This is a genomic window from Actinomyces israelii (assembly GCF_030253495.1).
In the GTDB taxonomy this organism is placed as follows: domain Bacteria; phylum Actinomycetota; class Actinomycetes; order Actinomycetales; family Actinomycetaceae; genus Actinomyces; species Actinomyces israelii.
This window is the reverse complement of the sequence record NZ_CP124548.1, coordinates 3,721,169-3,738,086: the sequence shown is the minus strand read 5'-3', so window position 1 is coordinate 3,738,086 and position 16,918 is coordinate 3,721,169. Positions and strand designations below refer to the sequence as shown.

10 protein-coding genes and 3 tRNA genes are annotated in these 16,918 nt (G+C 72.3%); all 13 read left to right on the top strand.

The annotated features are described in order from the left end of the window. Window positions 1-343 precede the first annotated feature (343 nt). Complete coding sequence (gene serS, locus AIF0345_RS15555) at window positions 344-1,615, top strand: serine--tRNA ligase (protein WP_285296642.1); 1,272 nt, start codon at window positions 344-346, stop codon at window positions 1,613-1,615. 12 nt (window positions 1,616-1,627) lie between these two features. Continuing rightward, on the top strand, window positions 1,628-2,899 hold the full coding sequence (locus AIF0345_RS15550; protein WP_285296641.1) for an HAD family hydrolase: 1,272 nt from the start codon (window positions 1,628-1,630) through the stop codon (window positions 2,897-2,899). Further along, window positions 2,899-4,422: an ABC transporter substrate-binding protein gene (locus tag AIF0345_RS15545; RefSeq protein WP_285296640.1), complete on the top strand. Its 1,524-nt coding sequence runs from the start codon at window positions 2,899-2,901 to the stop codon at window positions 4,420-4,422. Before AIF0345_RS15550 ends, AIF0345_RS15545 begins: the two co-directional genes overlap by 1 nt. Window positions 4,423-4,706: 284 nt before the next feature. Then, the gene (locus tag AIF0345_RS15540) at window positions 4,707-6,056 is read left to right on the top strand and encodes an AGE family epimerase/isomerase (protein ID WP_285296639.1); all 1,350 of its coding nucleotides are present in this window, start codon (window positions 4,707-4,709) and stop codon (window positions 6,054-6,056) included. A gap of 536 nt (window positions 6,057-6,592) precedes the next feature. Next, a complete protein-coding gene (locus AIF0345_RS16860) occupies window positions 6,593-6,805 on the top strand; it encodes a class III lanthionine synthetase LanKC N-terminal domain-containing protein (protein ID WP_449701834.1) in 213 nt (70 codons plus the stop codon). A 228-nt stretch (window positions 6,806-7,033) separates the two neighbouring features. Then, a complete protein-coding gene (locus AIF0345_RS15535; protein WP_268916817.1) occupies window positions 7,034-7,801 on the top strand; it encodes an ABC transporter ATP-binding protein in 768 nt (255 codons plus the stop codon). After that, window positions 7,798-9,648 (top strand): FtsX-like permease family protein, encoded by a 1,851-nt coding sequence (locus tag AIF0345_RS15530; RefSeq protein ID WP_285296638.1) that lies wholly within the window; start codon window positions 7,798-7,800, stop codon window positions 9,646-9,648. Before AIF0345_RS15535 ends, AIF0345_RS15530 begins: the two co-directional genes overlap by 4 nt. A 170-nt stretch (window positions 9,649-9,818) precedes the next feature. Then, window positions 9,819-9,904 (top strand) — tRNA-Ser (locus AIF0345_RS15525). A 223-nt stretch (window positions 9,905-10,127) separates the two neighbouring features. After that, window positions 10,128-10,214: transfer RNA gene (locus tag AIF0345_RS15520), tRNA-Ser, on the top strand. Window positions 10,215-10,442: 228 nt separating this feature from the next. Further along, the gene (locus AIF0345_RS15515; protein WP_285296637.1) at window positions 10,443-14,036 is read left to right on the top strand and encodes a S8 family serine peptidase; all 3,594 of its coding nucleotides are present in this window, start codon (window positions 10,443-10,445) and stop codon (window positions 14,034-14,036) included. Between the two features lie 190 nt (window positions 14,037-14,226). Continuing rightward, window positions 14,227-14,302 (top strand) — tRNA-Arg (locus AIF0345_RS15510). Window positions 14,303-14,446: 144 nt separating this feature from the next. After that, window positions 14,447-15,262 (top strand): shikimate 5-dehydrogenase, encoded by an 816-nt coding sequence (locus tag AIF0345_RS15505; RefSeq protein WP_285296636.1) that lies wholly within the window; start codon window positions 14,447-14,449, stop codon window positions 15,260-15,262. Between the two features lie 194 nt (window positions 15,263-15,456). Next, window positions 15,457-16,902, top strand: coding sequence for a GuaB1 family IMP dehydrogenase-related protein (locus AIF0345_RS15500; RefSeq protein ID WP_285296635.1), 1,446 nt, complete (start codon window positions 15,457-15,459; stop codon window positions 16,900-16,902). Window positions 16,903-16,918: the final 16 nt, after the last annotated feature.

Sequence of the window (16,918 nt, the reverse complement as noted above, 5' to 3'; positions counted from 1 at the left end):
GCAGTGCGGGGCGGGCCCCGGTCCTCGACCGGGGCCCGCCCCCGTCGTGAGCCGGTGAGCGCCGGGGCCGGCGGCGTGCAGGACGGTGCGGCGCCCCGGGCTCCTCCGTGAGCCGGTGCGCGGCGGGGCGGGCCGTTCCCCCGGACCGGGGCCCGGGGCCGTTCGCGCTCGCGGGCATGAGGATACCGCCGTGCGGGCGTGGGCTGGTGCTCGTGCCGCTGGTGCTGGTCAAGGAGGATCTGGATGCCGCCGTGCGGGCGTGGGCCGGTGCGTGCCGGGGGCCGTCTCGGCGAATGGGCGGGAGGGTCCGCGCGCGGCGCGGCCCCTCGCTAGACTCGCCCCCATGATCGACCTGCGCGCGCTCCGCGAGAACCCCGAGCCCTACCGCGCCAGCCAGAGAGCCCGTGGTGCCGACGTCGCCCTCGTCGACCGCATCATCGAGGCCGATGAGGCCCGCCGCACCCTCCTGCAGGACTTCGAGTCCCTGCGCGCCGAGCAGAAGACCGTCTCCAGGTCGGTCGGCAAGGCCTCCCCGCAGGAGCGCCCGGATGTCCTCGCCCGGGCCAAGGAGCTGGCCGCCCGGGTCAAGGAGGCGCAGGCCGCCGCCGACGCCGCGGCCGCCGCCCTCGACGAGCTCGCCCACCAGCTCGCCAACCTCATCGCCGGGGCGCCGGCCGGCGGGGAGGAGGACTACGTCGTCGTGCGCCACGAGGGCCCGGCTCCCCGCGACTTCGCCGCCGAGGGCTTCGAGCCGGCCGACCACCTGGCGCTCGGCGAGGGCCTGGACATTATCGACACCCGTCGCGGCGCCAAGGTCTCCGGGACCCGCTTCTACTTCCTCAAGGGCGCCGGCATGCGCCTGGAGCTCGCCCTCATGACCGCAGCCCTGGGCCTCGCCTCCGCCCGCGGCTTCACGCCCATGACCACCCCCACCCTCGTGACCCCCCAGGTCATGGGCGGCACCGGGTTCCTCGGCGCCCACAGCGACGAGATCTACTACCTGCCCGCCGACGACCTCTACCTCACCGGCACCTCCGAGGTGGCCCTGGCCGGCTACCACGCCGACGAGATCCTCGACCTGTCCGCCGGTCCGCGCCGCTACCTGGGGTGGTCCACCTGCTATCGGCGCGAGGCGGGCGCCGCCGGCAGGGACACCCGCGGCATCATCCGCGTCCACCAGTTCAACAAGGCGGAGATGTTCGCCTACGTCCGCCCCGAGGACGCCGAGGCCGAGCACGCCCGGCTCCTGGCCCTGGAGGAGGAGATGCTGGCGCTGGCCGACCTGCCCTACCGGGTCATCGACACCGCCGCCGGGGACCTGGGCTCCTCGGCCGCCCGCAAGTTCGACTGCGAGGCCTGGCTGCCCACCCAGAGCCGCTGGATGGAGGTCACCTCCACCTCCAACTGCACCACCTACCAGGCCCGCCGCCTGGCCATCCGCGAGCGGCGCGATGGGGGGACCGCGCCGGTGGCCACCCTCAACGGCACGCTGGCGACCACCCGCTGGATCGTCGCTATCCTGGAGAACCATCAGCGCCCCGACGGCGCCGTCGTCGTCCCCGAAGGACTGCGCCCCTACCTGGGCGGCCTCGAGGTCATCGAGCCCGTCGCCTGAGACGGCCGGCCCGTGAACGAGTACGACGTCGGCTCCGCGCCGGGGGACGGCCCCCCGGCCCATCCCCGCCGTACCCCCGGCGCCCTCGGGGCGGCCGGGCCTCCGCTCGTCGGCCCCGCGGCGGGGGTGGACGACGCCGGTCTGGGCTCCTCGAGCGAGTACGCCCGCTCCCACCGCATGCTCCGGCCCCTGCCGCACGACGACTACCACGCCGTGGTCCGGGCGCGCATGGCGGACCTGGACCGGCTCGCCCCCCTGCCCGCCGGGGCGCGGGCCGGGGAGCCGGTCAGCATTGCGTCCTCCGGCGGCCCCCCGACCGGCGCAGCCTCCGGGCTCCACGGCGCGGCCGCCGGCGCCCCCGACGACGGCGCGGGTGCCGGGAGGCCCGCCTCCGCCTCCGTCGTCGGGCCTCCCGGCACCGATGCTGCTCCCGCCTCCCCCGGCGCCTCCCCCGGTCTCCTTCCCGATGAGCGGCTCCTGGTCGCCCTCGACGTCGACGGCACCATCCTGGACATCAACGGGCGGGTCTCGGAGCGGATGATGGCCTCCCTCGCCCGGCTGCGGGCCTATGGCGTCCAGATCGTCATCTCGACCGGCCGCGGCATCCAGGCGGCCCTGCCCGTGGCCTACCACGTGGGCCTGACCGACGGGTGGATGATCTGCGCCAACGGGGCCATCACCCTGCGCATGGACCCGGCCGCGCCCGGCGGCTACGAGATCGCCGACGCCGTCACCTTCGACCCCGCCGACGCCATCGCCGCGCTGACGCGGGCGGTCCCGGACGGCATTGTCGCCGTGGAGGTCCTCGGCGACGGGTTCAAGGTCTCGCGGCCCTTCCCCGACGGCGAGCTCATCGAGGCGCAGCGGGTTGTGGGCCTGGAGGAGATGGCCGCCCAGCCCGTCACCCGCGTGGTGCTGCGCGCGCCGGGGATGGACGTGGGCGAGTTCTCGGACCTGGTGGCCGGCTGCGGGCTCCACTCGGTGGAGTACGCCATCGGGTGGACCGCCTGGCTCGACGTCGCCCCCGAGGGCGTGACCAAGGCCTCGGCCCTGCAGGCCCTCGCCGCGCGGCTGGGCACCGATGCGAGCCGCACCATCGCGGTGGGGGACGGGACCAACGACGTCGAGATGTTGCGGTGGGCCGGTGTCGGCGCCGCCATGGGCTCGGCGCCCGGGTCCGTCAAGGAAAGCAGTGACATTGTCACCGGGCCGGTGTGGCACGACGGCTGCGCCGCCCTGCTCGACGCCGTCGTCGAGCGAACGAGAAAGAGGAGCCAGAGCTGATGGCGCGTTCAAAGCCCACTTCCGCCTCCCGGGCGCTTGCGCTCGCCGCCGTCCTGGCGCTGACCGGCACGGGGCTCAACGCCTGCGCCGGCGCGCACAACTCGGCCGCAGAGATCGGCTCCTGCGAGGTCCTCGCCCGGTACACGCCCAAGGACGGCGGGGGCGGCACCGTCAAGATCGCCACCGCCCTGACCGGCACCGAGGGGGAGCGCTTCGAGCAGTCCATGGAGCGGTTCGAGGAGTGCACGGGCATCGACGTCGTGCACGAGGGCTCCGACCGGCTCGAGGAGAACCTGCGCGCCAGGGCCGACGGGACGACGGATTGGGACGCCGACCTCGCCGTCGTCCCCCAGCCCGGTCTCGTGGCGGACCTCGCCGGCAAGGACGCGCTCAGCCCGCTGTCCGACGTCGTGGGCGCCAATGTCGAGCTCGGCTGGGACCACGCCTGGTCCGCGGCCGGCACCGTGGACGGCACCTTCTACGGGGCGCCGCTCATGGCCTCGGTCAAGTCCTTCGTGTGGTACTCCCCGGAGACCTTCGCGAAGGCCGGCTACGAGGTCCCGGCCACCTGGGACGAGCTGGTCGCGCTGACCAACAGGATCGCGGCGGACCACCCCAAGGACGGGGTGACGCCATGGTGCCTGGGGATGGCCGACGGCGGCACCACGGGGTGGACCATGACGGACTGGCTCGAGGAGTCCCTCCTGGCCACCGGCGGCCTCGGCGCCTACGACGCCTGGGCCAATCACACCGTCGCCCTCGACTCGCCCTCGGCCGTCAACGCCCTGGGCACGGTCGACTCCCTCCTGATGAAGGGCGGGCACGTCCATGGCGGGCGCGACGGCGCCCTGTCCACGACCATGGAGCAGGCCGGGCAGCAGCTCGCGGACGGCAGCTGCCTCATGATGCTGGCCTCCTCGAACTTCGAGACCATGCTGCCGGCGGGCACCATTATCACCGACACCAAGGGGCGCACCGGGGAGGGCCCGAGCAGCGCCCCGACCGTGGGGGGCGGTGTCGCGGCGAGCGACGGCACGGAGGCGTACAGCGGCACCGACACCAGTGCGACGGCGGGCGCCGGCGCCACGGCGAGCAGCGGCCCGCCCGCGAGCGTGTCGGCCTTCCTCGTCCCCGGCGCCGACGACGCGGACGGGGGGCCGCCGGTGCTCGTCGGCGGGGACTACCTCGTCTCACTGCGCCAGGCGGACGGGACATCCGAGGCCGCCAACGCCGTCATGGACTACCTCACCAGCGCCGAGTGGGCCCAGCAGCGGGCCGAGCTCGGCGGCGTGGCGACCGCCAACCGCGGCGTGGACGTGAGCGAGGTCAGCTCCGACGTCACCGTCCGCGCCACGCGGATCCTCCAGTCGCGTCAGAGCGTCATCCGCCTGGACGCCTCCGACTCCATGCCCTCCCAGGTGGGCACCAGGGCCCTGTGGACGGCGCTGACCTCCTGGACGGCCGGCGAGCTGGACTCCAAGAGGGCGCTGGCGCAGGCCGAGGCCGCCTGGCCCGACGAGTAGCCGGGCCGGGCGGCCCGTCCGTCCCGCGGGCGTCGCCTGGTCTCGACGACGGTCGGTCGCGTCCACGGGACGGGCGAGAAGGAACCCGCCCACCGATCCCGAGAACTGTCCCGGTTTGCGGCTGGGCGGGCGCGGCGATCATATGGCGATACATATGGGCGATACTGCGGGCACGACGGCGGGCCGCCTGCTAACGTTCGACGTGCCCGGTCCGCTGCCGCGACGGCGCAGCGGGCGGGCCGCTGAGGCATCAGCGAGAGCACCGACCGGGTCGAGGAGGACTCATGGGACTGGGATGGTTCGGAGCGCCGGAGCACAACCGCTGGCTCGCCGCCGAGACGCACGCGCTGCTCCACTTCGCGCGGGCCGCCAGGGTCCCGGCCGGCTTCGGGTGGATCGGCGAGGACGGCCGGGTCGACGCCTCCCACCCCGTCGAGCTGTGGATCACCGGCCGCATGACCTTCGCCTTCTCGCTGGGCACTCTCATGGGCATCCCCGGGTGCCGCCGCTACTGCGACCACGGCGTGCGCGCCCTGAGCCGGGTCATGCGCGATACCGTGCACGGCGGCTGGTACTCCGCCGTCGGCCATGGGCTCGACGCCGAGGGCCGCGGCGTGCCCGCCGACCCCGCTGCTCGCAAGGAGTGCTACCAGCACGCCTTCGTCCTGCTCGCCGCCGCCACCGCCACCGCCGCCGACCGCCCCGGCGCGCACGAGCTCCTGCGCGACGCCATGGCCGTGCAGAACCGCTACTGGTGGGATGAGACCTACGGCCTGCCGATCGAGTCCTACGCCCACGACTTCACCGACCCCGAGGACTACCGCGGCATTAACGCCGCCATGCACACGGTCGAGGCCTACCTGGCCACCGCCGACGTCACCGGCGACCTGACCTGGCTCACGCGCGCGGTCCAGATCATCGACTTCGCTGTCAACGTCCAGGCCAGGGCCAATGACTGGCACCTGCCCGAGCACTACGACACGCGCTGGCACCCCGACCTGGACTACAACAAGGACCAGCCGGCCCACCCCTTCCGGCCCTACGGCGTCACGCCGGGCCACGGCCTGGAGTGGGCGCGCCTGACCGTCCAGGCCCGCGCGGCCCTCGTGGCCCGCTCCCTGCCCGTGCCGGACTGGATGCTCGACGCCGCCGAGGAGCTCTTCGACCGCGCCCGCACCGACGGCTGGCGCGTGGACGGCGGCCCCGGCTTCGTCTACACCACGGACTTCGACGGCACGCCGATCGTCCACGAGCGCATGCACTGGGTGGCCTGCGAGGGCATTAGCGCCGCCGCCGCCCTGCGCCGCGCCCTGCTCGACGACGGCCGCGGCGAGATCGAGGTCGAGCACTACGAGCACTGCTACCGATCCTGGATCGACTACGCCGAGGAGTACCTCATCAAGTCCCCGGGCGTGTGGGTCCACGAGCTCGACCGGGACAACGAGCCCTCCGCCCGCACCTGGGCCGGCCACCCGGACGTCTACCACGCCCTGCAGGCCACCCTCATGTCCCGCCTGCCGGTGTGGCCGGCCATGGGGCAGGCCCTGGCGGAGGGGCGCCTGGACAAGCCCGCCTCGCCGGTTTCGGCGTCGGCCCAGCCGAGCCGCCGGCGGGGGTTCTTCGGGAGGGGCTGAGCGCGGCGTCTCGGCGGGGCGGGCGGGGCGGACGACGACGGCGCGGGCAGGCGGGCCTAGGGCGTGCGGTGGCGGGGGTCCGGACGACGGCGGGGAGGGTTCCGTCGGCTTCTCCTGCTGTGGGTCCGACTCGTGGTGCACCACGACGGCACCAGAGCATCCTCCGAGGCCCGGGCCCGGAAGCGGTCGGTCGAGATCCGGTCGAGGGGCGTTGCTCAGGGCAATGCCGAGGGGGCTGCCCGCCGGTTGAGGCCGAGGGCGCCCGCTGTTCAGGACGCCGTGGTCGACTGCGCCGCCCGGTGGCTCTCGACGCCGTCATCCGCTCGCTCGAGCAATATTGGGTCTAAAGGCCTATTGACGATCCGGTATGTGCTTTATACGCTAGTCTCACATGCAGGTCATTTATTTCCTGATCTTCCGCCCTGAGTCGCATGGGTCTGCATTTGGTGCGGTATCATTGAGGTGATTCCGCAACGGCCAATGTCGCATATCTCGAGTTCTGTCAAGGCGATCCTTATTTTTATGACCTGCCCAGGGTGATCGATGAAGAGCCTTTTAGTGTTGACCCACTTCCGACGGGTTGGTCCAGCAGTATTGCGGAAGGATGGCATCACGTAAGGCCGCCTGTCCTTCGCCTGCCGGTACAAGGATGGAAGATTCATGTGTCGACGACGCCTCAAGATGCCGAGATGACGTTGTCACGTACTGCGAAGGCGTGTGCACCGGAGACCGATCCTGCTGCTCGATGAGCCCAGCGCGAGTCTGGATGCGGAGAGTGAGAACCTGGTTGTCGACGCGATCCGGACCATTCCCCCCGATATCACTGTTATTATTATAGCTCATCGCCTGTCGACCATTCGAGACGTTGATCGTGTGGCTGTTCTCGACCGCGGGGTGCTCGTCGCGACGGGCAGCCCGCAGCAGGTGGCGTCTTCGTCGCCGATCTATAGGATGCTGATGATGGATGGAGGCATCTCATGACAATTACTGGGCGTGGAGCGACTGCCGGCGGGGAGAGCGATCCGGTCCTACGGCTGGACGGGGTAACCCACCGTTACGGACGGCGCAACAGCGGGCCGGTGATCGGGCCATGCGACCTTGCGCTTGCAATCGGCACCGTTACGGCCCTGGTCGGCCGCTCGGGCTCGGGGAAGTCGACGATGATGAGCTGCGCCGCCGGCCTCCTGCGCGCCACCTCCGGCGCCGTCCACTACCGGGGCAGGAATATCATGCGGCTCTCGGAGGGCGCCCGGGCACGGCTCCGCAGGGACGAGTTCGGGTTCGTCTTCCAGGACTACACCCTCGTCGATGCGCTCACCGTATCGGAGAACATTACCCTTCCGGCGCGCATGTCGAGGCGCGCTGTTCGCGAGGAACAGGTGCAGGAGGTGGCCGAGGCGCTCGGCATAGGCGCGCTCCTGGAACGACGGACCGGCGAGCTCTCCGGGGGGCAGCGTCAGCGCGTGGCCATCGGCCGCGCGATCGCCAACGACGCGCGGGTGCTGTTCGCCGACGAGCCCACCGGCGCTCTGGATCCGGTGACCCGCCAGGAGGTGCTGTCGGTCCTCCTGGACCCGGTCGTCCGCGAGGAGCGGGCGGTGCTCGTCGCCACCCACGACGTGTCGCTGGCCTGCAGCACCGATCGTGTTCTCGTCATCGACGGCGGCAGGGTCTCGGCGACCCTGGAGGAGCCGACGCCCGACAGCGTTCTGGAGGCCTTGAGGGAGACGGGGGACGCGGCATGACATCCGGTTCCGCCCACGACCTGGTCCGCATCTCCTGGAGCGAGCGCGACCTCCTGAAACCGGTCCTCGCCGTTCTGACCGTCGGCGGCCTCGTGATCTCCACCCTGGCGTCCTACGCCTTCGGGCTGGCGGAGGGCGGGGACATCGGATCACTGGTCACAATAGGGGCCATCGCGATCGTCTGCACGCTGGTGGTGCTGAGAGCGGTGACACGGCATGCCGTGGCGGAGCGCTGGGCCATGGCCCGACGGCTGAGAATCATCGGGATGAGCGCCCGACACCTGCGGCTCGCTCTTCTGATCGAGACGGCGGCGCTCGCCCTCGTAGCGGCCCTCACCGGCACCGTGCTGACCCGGTACGTCGTGGTGCCACTGCTCACCCCCTACCTGGTGTCAATGGATGTGGTGCCGGCGGGCACCTCTGCGCGTTGGCGCCTGAACGCTACACTTCTCACGGTCCTCGGGACGGCGCTCGTCGCCTTCGTGGGGACTTTCGGCGCTTCTTTGACCCTGACCCGGGTGGAGCCCGCCGGCACCGCTCCGCCCGGGCGGGCGAACGGCCCGCACGGCGCCCTGCGCATGGCCGCGCGCCTGCTCGGCGTGCTTGTGCTGACGGTCTGCACCGTGCTCCTGCTGCGGGTGGTGACATCCACGCGTTCGGACGAGACGGCCTTCCTGCTCGGCGTGCTCGCCCTCATCTGTCTGATCGTCCTGCTGTGCATGGTGTGGAGGGCCGTCGCTGCGGGCTGCGGCAGGGCGGCGGCCCATCTCCCGTGGCCCCGGGTGTCCGCGCCCGCGCTGCTGTCACGACGCTGGCACGAGCACCGGCACCAGGTGACGGTCATCAGCGCAACAGTCATCGCCACCATGATGTGCGTCTTCCTGGGCGGCTACCCGGCTGCGACTGACACGATGGCGCGTCACCGGCTCCAAGAGGTCGTGGGGCAGGACCGCGTGGCCCGAGCGGTGCTGCCCGCGATGGAGGCCCGCACGCAGGTGACGGAGGGCGACGGGGTGATCCTGGCCGAGGGGAAGGCGGTCATCAGGAATCCCGGTGCGACCGCCACCGGCGGTGAGGAGCAGGTTCAGTCGATCACGGTGCTCGGCGGGTCCGAGGCCGGTGACTGGCTCGCCTCGCTCGGTGCCACGGCCGGCACCCCGGGCGTGGTGGTGACCCGACAGGGGGCGCTGCACCTGGGTGTCGCACCGGGCGATGAGCTTGTTCTGTCGGGGCGGGGCGAGGGCCCGGTCAGGGTCGCGGTGACCGACGTCGTCGACATGCCCTCGACCTTCGGGGACTGCCTCGTCACCGATGCGGCCGCCGCCGGGTTCGTCACGGGCCCGGTCGCCATGCTCCTGCGCGGCGCCCGGGACGCCCCCGAGGGGTGGGAGGTGCAGCAGGGCTCCGCCTGGGTGCAGGCCCTGGCTCCCGGATCCGCTGTGTCCAACTCGGGAGGGTCCGGCAGCCTTGAGACGCCGCTCCTGGTGGGAGCCCCGCTCGCGCTGTGCCTGACGCTCGCCGCCGCGGCGACTGCGACGACTGTTGTCGCCCGGCGCACGGACCTGCGCGTGCTGGATCTTCTCGGAATGCCCCGGTGGCAGCGCGCCAGGGCGCTGATTCTGTCCGTCGCAGTCGATACTCTGTACGTGGGCATCGTGGCGATGGCGGTGGGTCTGGCGCTCCTCACCCTTGTGATCCGCCCGTACGCGACAATGATCGGCGTCAGGCCGATTATTCCGTGGGCGCAGCTGTCCTACGTCGCGGTCCCCGTCGTGATCTGGCTCGTTTCCACGGCCTCGGCGCTCTGCGTCTCGTCGTGGCGGCCCTACGCCGCGATGCGCGGATGATCGGCGGTCCGGCTCCTCCCCCGAGCATGGGACGAGCCCGGGCGGCGCCCGGTGGTGACGGGTGGCGACGGGTGGCGACGGCGGGTGGGCGACGACGCCGGAGACGGACGCAGGGAGGCCCGGCGGGGTGGTAGGGTCTGGGCTTGCCCGCGGGCGGGGCCCGCGGACGTGGAGAGATGACAGAGCGGCCGAATGTGGCGGTCTTGAAAACCGCTGTACGCCTGGCGTACCGGGGGTTCGAATCCCCCTCTCTCCGCGGCGAGGGCGCGCCGGCCCCGGCCTCGTGCGCCGAGATAGACGTTTTCGTACGAGGTAGACGGTGACACCGTCTACCTCGTACGAAAACGTCTATCTCGACAGGGGCGGCGCGAAGCGGGAGGCGCGCGGGCACGGGGGCGGGCGCGAACGCCGCGGGCGGGCCGCCCGGTTTGGCCCAGGCCTGTGCCCTGGGGTAGGCTCATCGGGCCGATCCGGCACCCGGAGATGTCGCATAGTGGCCTAGTGCGCCTCCCTGCTAAGGAGGTTGGGGTGGAAGCCCCTCGGGAGTTCGAATCTCCCCATCTCCGCCGCACCGCGCAGTTCCAGCGAGAGCCCCCGCCACGGGGGCGGGCGCGCCCTGCACGTGGAGCATCGCTGCGGCCGGCCGTGCCGTGGAGCCCGTCGCACTCGTGCCCTCGGACCCGGCAGGACGGGAGGAGCCGTGTCACATTGCTGTCGGGGCTCATATGCCGGCGGGCCCTTCCATGGCGCGGGATGGGGCGATAACGTGTGCGCAGGAGCATCCCCGCTCTCCCATGACGCACCACGACGTGCGCCTGACCCTGCCAGGAAGAAGAACCGTGCGCCAGATCCCCTCATCGCGCCCCCAGCGCCCCCAGCGCCCCCAGCGTCCACAGCGCCCATTGCGCCGCCTCATCGCCGCCGGCGTCGCCGTCCTGACCCTCGGAGCGCTCGCCGCCCCGACGGCGGTCGCCACTTCCGATCAGTCCCGGTCCCAGTCGCAGACCACCACCGGCGACCCCTCCTCGAAGATCACCACCGAGCTGACCAGGCCCGACGGCACCAAGGCCGAGACGGTCGAGAACCGCTGGTTCGTCCAGCTGTCCTCGCCCGCCGTCGCCGCGGGCGGCTCCCAGGCCACCATCAAGTCCGAGCAGACCGATCTCACCAATGCGATCAAGGACGCCGGCATCGACGCCCAGGTCACCACCGAGTACGAGACGCTGTGGAACGGCGTGGCCCTGTCCGTCAGCGACTCCGACGTCGACAAGCTGGCCGAGCTCGACCAGGTCGTGGCCATCAAGCCCGTCATGGCCATCCCGCGCCCGGGCCTCAACACCGACGACTCCCGCACCGATGAGGAGAAGAACGAGGGCGTCGGCTCCCCCCAGATGGCGCACGCCCTGGGCATGACCGGGGCCGACATCGTCCACTCCAAGCTCGGCTTCACCGGCAGCGGGGTCAAGATCGGCATTATCGACACCGGCGTCGACTACGACCACGTCGAGTTCGGCGGCACCGGCACCCCGGGCGCCGAGGCCCCCGGGGCCGACGGCTCCACCAGCTTCCCCACCTCCAAGGTCGTCGCCGGCTACGACTTCGTCGGCAACGCCTACGGCGACCCCAATATCGCCGACCAGGCCGCGCGCTACAAGCCCGTCCCCGACGCCTACCCCGACGACTGCAGCGGCCACGGCACCCACGTCGCCGGCATCGCCGCGGCCAAGGGAACGCCCGGCACCAAGCAGGTCACGGGCGTCGCCCCCGACGCCCAGCTGGGCGCCTACCGCGTCTTCGGCTGCGCGGGCCAGACCAGCGCCGAGATCATGACGGCCGCCATGGAGCGGGCCGCCGCCGACGGCATGGACATCGTCAACATGTCGATCGGCGCCGACTTCATGGTCTTCAAGGACTACCCCACCGCCGTCGCCGCGGAGAGCCTCGCCGCCAAGGGCGTCATCGTGACGACGTCCCAGGGCAACACCGGCGAGACGGGCCGCTGGAGCATGAGCGCCCCCGCCTCGGCCGAGCACGTCCTGGCCGTCGGCAGCGTGGACAACACGGTGGAGACCAACTTCTACATGACCGTGTCCACCAACCCCGGCCAGAAGTACCTCTACGCGGAGGCGGAGGGCGCCGGCGCCGCGATCATCCGCGACAACGCTGCCGCGCACCCGCTGGTGGCGGCCGGCGACCCGGCCGCCGACGGCGGGGACGAGGAGTCCGACGCCTCCCTGCTGTGCACCGCCCCGGCGCCCGGCACCTACTCCGGCAAGACCGTGCTCATCCGGCGCGGAGCATGCCCCCTGCGGCAGAAGGTCCTCAGCGCCCAGGCCGGCGGTGCCGCCGCCGTCGTCATGGACAACAACCAGCCCGGCCTCTTCACCGCCGTCCTGTACGGTGACGGCGGCCCGATCACCATCCCGGTCGTCACCGTCTCCCAGGAGGACGGCGACGCCATCCGCGGCGCGCTCGCCGCAGACTCCACCCTGACCTACACCGAGAACACCGGCGAGTTCAACCGGCCCACCGCCGGCCTCGTCTCCAGCTTCTCCGCCTGGGGGCTCAACGACGCCCTCCAGGCCAAGCCCGACGTCGTCGCCCCCGGCGGCAAGATCTGGTCCACCTGGCCGATCGACCACGGCGGCCCCTACCTGACCGCGGAGGGCACCTCCATGGCGGCCCCGTACGCCGCCGGGATCGCGGCGCTCATTGTGCAGGCGCATCCCGAGATCAAGGACGCCTCGGGCCACGACGCCTTCGCCCAGATCGCCTGGCGCCTGCACTCGACCGCCACGCCGGTGATCTGGACCGAGGCCGGGGGCGACGCGAGCCTGCTCGAGCCCGCCGCCCGCCAGGGCGCAGGCCTCGTCGACGCCGACGCCGCCGTCCTCGCCTCCGTGCAGCCCAGCTCCTCGGTGCTCAGCATCGGCCGGTACGACAAGCTCCCGGACGGCTACCAGAGCTCGGTGACCCTGACCAACCACGGCGACAGCCCCGTCACCTACGCGCTGTCGCACCAGGACGCGGTGACGGTCACCGGCGCCTCCGAGGCGCCCCAGCGGGGTACGGCCTCGCCGTCGACCGTGTCCACCGACGGCCAGTCGGTCACGGTCCCGGCGGGCGGGACCGCCACCATCGACGTCACCATCACGGCGCCGGACGGCATCGCCGACGGCGACTTCTTCGGCGGCTGGATCGTGCTGACCCCCGCCGGCGCCAAGCCGGTGCGCATCCCCTTCCAGGGCGTGGGCGGCAACCTCGCGCGGGCCGGCGTCATCGGGGAGCGGACCCACCTGGGCAACCTCAAGGGCGAGGCCGTCGACCCGGCGAGCTACGTGTACGGCGACTCGACGCTGTCCACGCTGGGCGCCTACGAGGACCTCCCGGTCGCGCTCATCGACACGGCCATCCCCTACCGCGGCTCGACCATGGAGGTCTCCCGCGTCAACGCCGACGGCACCACCGAGAGCCTCGGCCAGGTGGCGTCCAACCCGAGCCCCTACACCCGTGCGGACCAGCCGGTGTTCGTGTGGGACGGCAGCTACATCGACGCCGCGGACGGCGACAGGGTCCTGCAGGCCCCCACCGGGCAGTACCAGCTCACCGTGTACGCGCTCCCGGTCGGCGGCGAGGAGGGCGTTGGCGAGGACTGGGCGTCGTGGACCTCGCCGACCTTCAGCCTCGACTGGAAGACCGACGGCTACATCCCCCAGGACCGGCTGACCGTCACCTCGCCCGGTGGCGACGGTGCGGGCGGGGACGCGGCCGCGTTGTCCGACGACAACATCTTCTCCGTCGCCGAGGGCCCCGCCGAGGCCTCCTACGACATCGACCTCGGCGGCGTCTACGACGTCGGCAAGGTCCACTGGACGCCCCAGCAGCGCGAGAAGACGGGTCACGCGACGCGGTGGACCGTGCAGACCTCTCTGGACGGGACCGCGTGGTCCGATGCCGGGGCCGCCGACATCGACCCGGCGACCTTCAACCCGGCGATCCTCGAGCTGGGCACCGCCGTGCGGGCGCGCTACGTCCGCGTCACCCTGACCAATGGCCAGGACGGCGCGACCACGCTGCAGAGCGCCGAGCTGCGCGTCGCCGGGAACGCCGTGGACCCGACGCCGGGGCCGGGCGACCCCTCGGCGCCCGGCGGCTCCTCGCAGGGCCCCGGCTCCGGGTCCCCGGGCGCCTCCGGCACGGTGCCCGGCTTCCTGGCCAGGACCGGCGCGTCCATCGGAATCGGCCTGGTGGCCCTGGGCCTCGTCGCGGCCGGGGTCGTCCTGATGGTCCGCCGTCGTCGTGGGGCCGGGGCTCCCGAGGACGGGGCCGGGGCCGAGACCCGCGAGGCCGAGACCGGGACCCCCGGGGGCGGGGCCGAGGAGGAGTGAGCCGCGGGCTCGCATGACCGACGGCGGCCCCGGCGGCTCCGGGATCCGGGCGGTCCCGGAGCCGCCCGGGGCCGCCCGGGGCCGCCCGGTGTTCTTTTCGTCCAGTTTCAGCGTGTGCTCAGACTCACGACCCTGCGATTTGTCTGGGAACACGGGGCCTAGTAGTGTTCCTGAATGTCGGAAACGGCATGCGCCAGTAGCTCAACGGATAGAGCATCTGACTACGGATCAGAAGGTTGGGGGTTCGAATCCCTTCTGGCGCACCAACGCCCCGTCATCGGCTGAATAGTCGGTAGCGGGGCGTGTTCCATTTCCCGAGCCCGCCGAGCCCGGTCCGGTTCCGCACCGAGATCGGTTCAGCCCGGCCCGCAGGCCTCCCCTCGGGCGCGCCAGGGTGGCACCATAGGACTGTGCGAGACATCACCAAGGACACCCGGCTGTGCATCTCCCTGTCGGCCCGGCCCACGAACATCGGCACCCGATTCCACAACCACCTCTACGAGGTCCTCGACCTCGACTTCGTCTACAAGGCCTTCACCACCACCGATATCGTCGCAGCCATCGCCGGCGTACGCGCTCTGGGGATACGCGGCTGCTCGGTCTCCATGCCCTGGAAGGAGGACGTCATCGCCCTCGTGGACGAGACGACTCCCTCGGCCGACGCCATCCACTCGGTCAACACGATCGTCAACGACGACGGCCGTCTGGTGGCCTACAACACCGACTTCATTGCCATCCGCTCCCTCCTCGACACCCACGAGGTGCCACGCACCCCCTGCGCGGTGCTCGGCGCCGGCGGCATGGCCAAGGCCTGCGTCGCCGCGCTGAAGGACGCCGGCTTCGGCCCGGGAACCGTCGTGGCCCGCAACGCCGGCACCGGCCCGGCCCTGGCCGAGCAGTACGGCTGGTCGTGGGTGTCCTCCCCCGAGGAGCTCGACGGCGGCGGCCTTCTGCTCAACGCCACTCCGATCGGCATGGCCGGGGGGCCCGCCGAGCACGACCTGCCGGTGGGGGAGGAGCTCATCAGGGCCGCCGGCACCGTCTTCGACGTCGTCGCCTTCCCCTCGCGCACCCCCCTGGTGCGCGCCGCCCTGGCCGCGGGCAGGCCCGTCATCAGCGGGGCGGAGGTCATCGCCCTGCAGGCCGCCGAGCAGTTCGCCCTGTACACCGGGGTGCGTCCCACCCGCGAGCAGGTGGCCGAGGCCTCCCGCATCTCGCGGGCCTGAGGGGCGGGTGCGTCGTTCTTTCTGCGTCCTGCAACCTGCGTCGAGATAGACATTCTCGTACGAGATAGACGGTGACACCGCCGACCTCGTACGAGAATGTCTATCTCGCTCAGGGCGCCGGCGAGCGCCCCCGATCGATCTCGGCGGCAGGCCCGGTGCTTCCCACCTCTGCGGGTTGCCGGTAGCGTGACGGGGTGAAGTTCCTCAACGGCCTCGCACCGACATTCGACCTCACCTACGACGACGTCTTCATGGTGCCGTCGCGCTCGGCCGTGGGCAGCCGCATGGGGGTGGACCTGGCCTCCGACGACGCCACCGGCACGACCATCCCGCTGGTCGTGGCCAACATGACGGCGGTGGCGGGCAAGCGCATGGCCGAGACGGTGGCGCGGCGCGGGGCCATGGCGATCGTCCCGCAGGACATCCCCGTCGACGTCGTCATCGACACGGTCTCCCAGGTCAAGGCCTCGCACCGGTTCTACGACACCCCGGTCACCGTCAAGCCGCACCACACCTGCGGCTACGCGCTCGGCCTCATCCCCAAGCGCTCGCACGGCGCCGCCGTCGTCGTCGATGCGGACACGGGCGTGCCGGTGGGGCTCGTGGACACCTCCGACGTCTCCGGCGTGGACCGCTTCACCCAGGTTCGCGAGGTCATGTCCACCGAGCTGCTCACCCTGCCCGAGGGCATTGAGTCGCGCGAGGCCTTCGCCCGCCTGCGGGCCGCCCGCCGTCGGCTGGCGCCCGTCGTGGACGACGGAGGCCGCCTGGTGGGCCTGCTCACCCGCGACGGCGCGGTGCGCTCGACCATCTACGCCCCCGCGCTGGATGCTGCCGGGCGGCTGCGGGTGGGGGCCGCCATCGGCATGAACGGCGACCCGGCCCGGCGCGCCGCCGAGCTCGTGGCCGCCGGGGTGGATGTCGTCGTCGTTGACACCGCTCACGGCCACCAGGACCGGATGATCGAGGCGGTCGGGGCCGTGCGCGCCGCCCTGGGGCGGGGGGCGCCGGTCGTGGCCGGGAACGTCGTCTCGGCGGCGGGCGTGCGGGACCTCGTCGAGGCCGGCGCCTCCATCGTCAAGGTGGGGGTGGGGCCGGGCGCCATGTGCACCACCCGCATGGCCACCGGCGTCGGCCGCCCCCAGTTCTCCGCCGTCCTGGAGTGCGCCGCCGAGGCGGCCCGGCTCGGCGCCCACGTGTGGGCCGACGGCGGGGTCCGCCACCCGCGCGACGTCGCCCTGGCCCTGGCGGCCGGGGCCTCCAACGTCATGGTCGGCTCCTGGTTCGCCGGCACCCACGAGTCGCCGGGCGACATCCGCCACGACGCCGACGGGCGCGCCTACAAGGAGAGCTTCGGCATGGCCTCCAAGCGGGCCGTCACCCACCGCACCGAGGGAGAGGACGCCTTCGACCGGGCCCGCAAGGCCCTGTTCGAGGAGGGCATCAGCGCGGGGCGCATGTACCTGGACCCGGCGCGCCCGGGCGTGGAGGACCTCATTGACTCGATCGTGGCGGGCGTGCGCTCGGCCTTCACCTACGCGGGCGCCGGGTCGGTTCCGGAGTTCCGCGAGCGGGCGGTCGTGGGGATTCAGTCGGCCTCGGGCTACCGGGAGGGCGCGCCGGTGCCGGTGAGCTGGTGAGGGCTGCGGCCGGCGG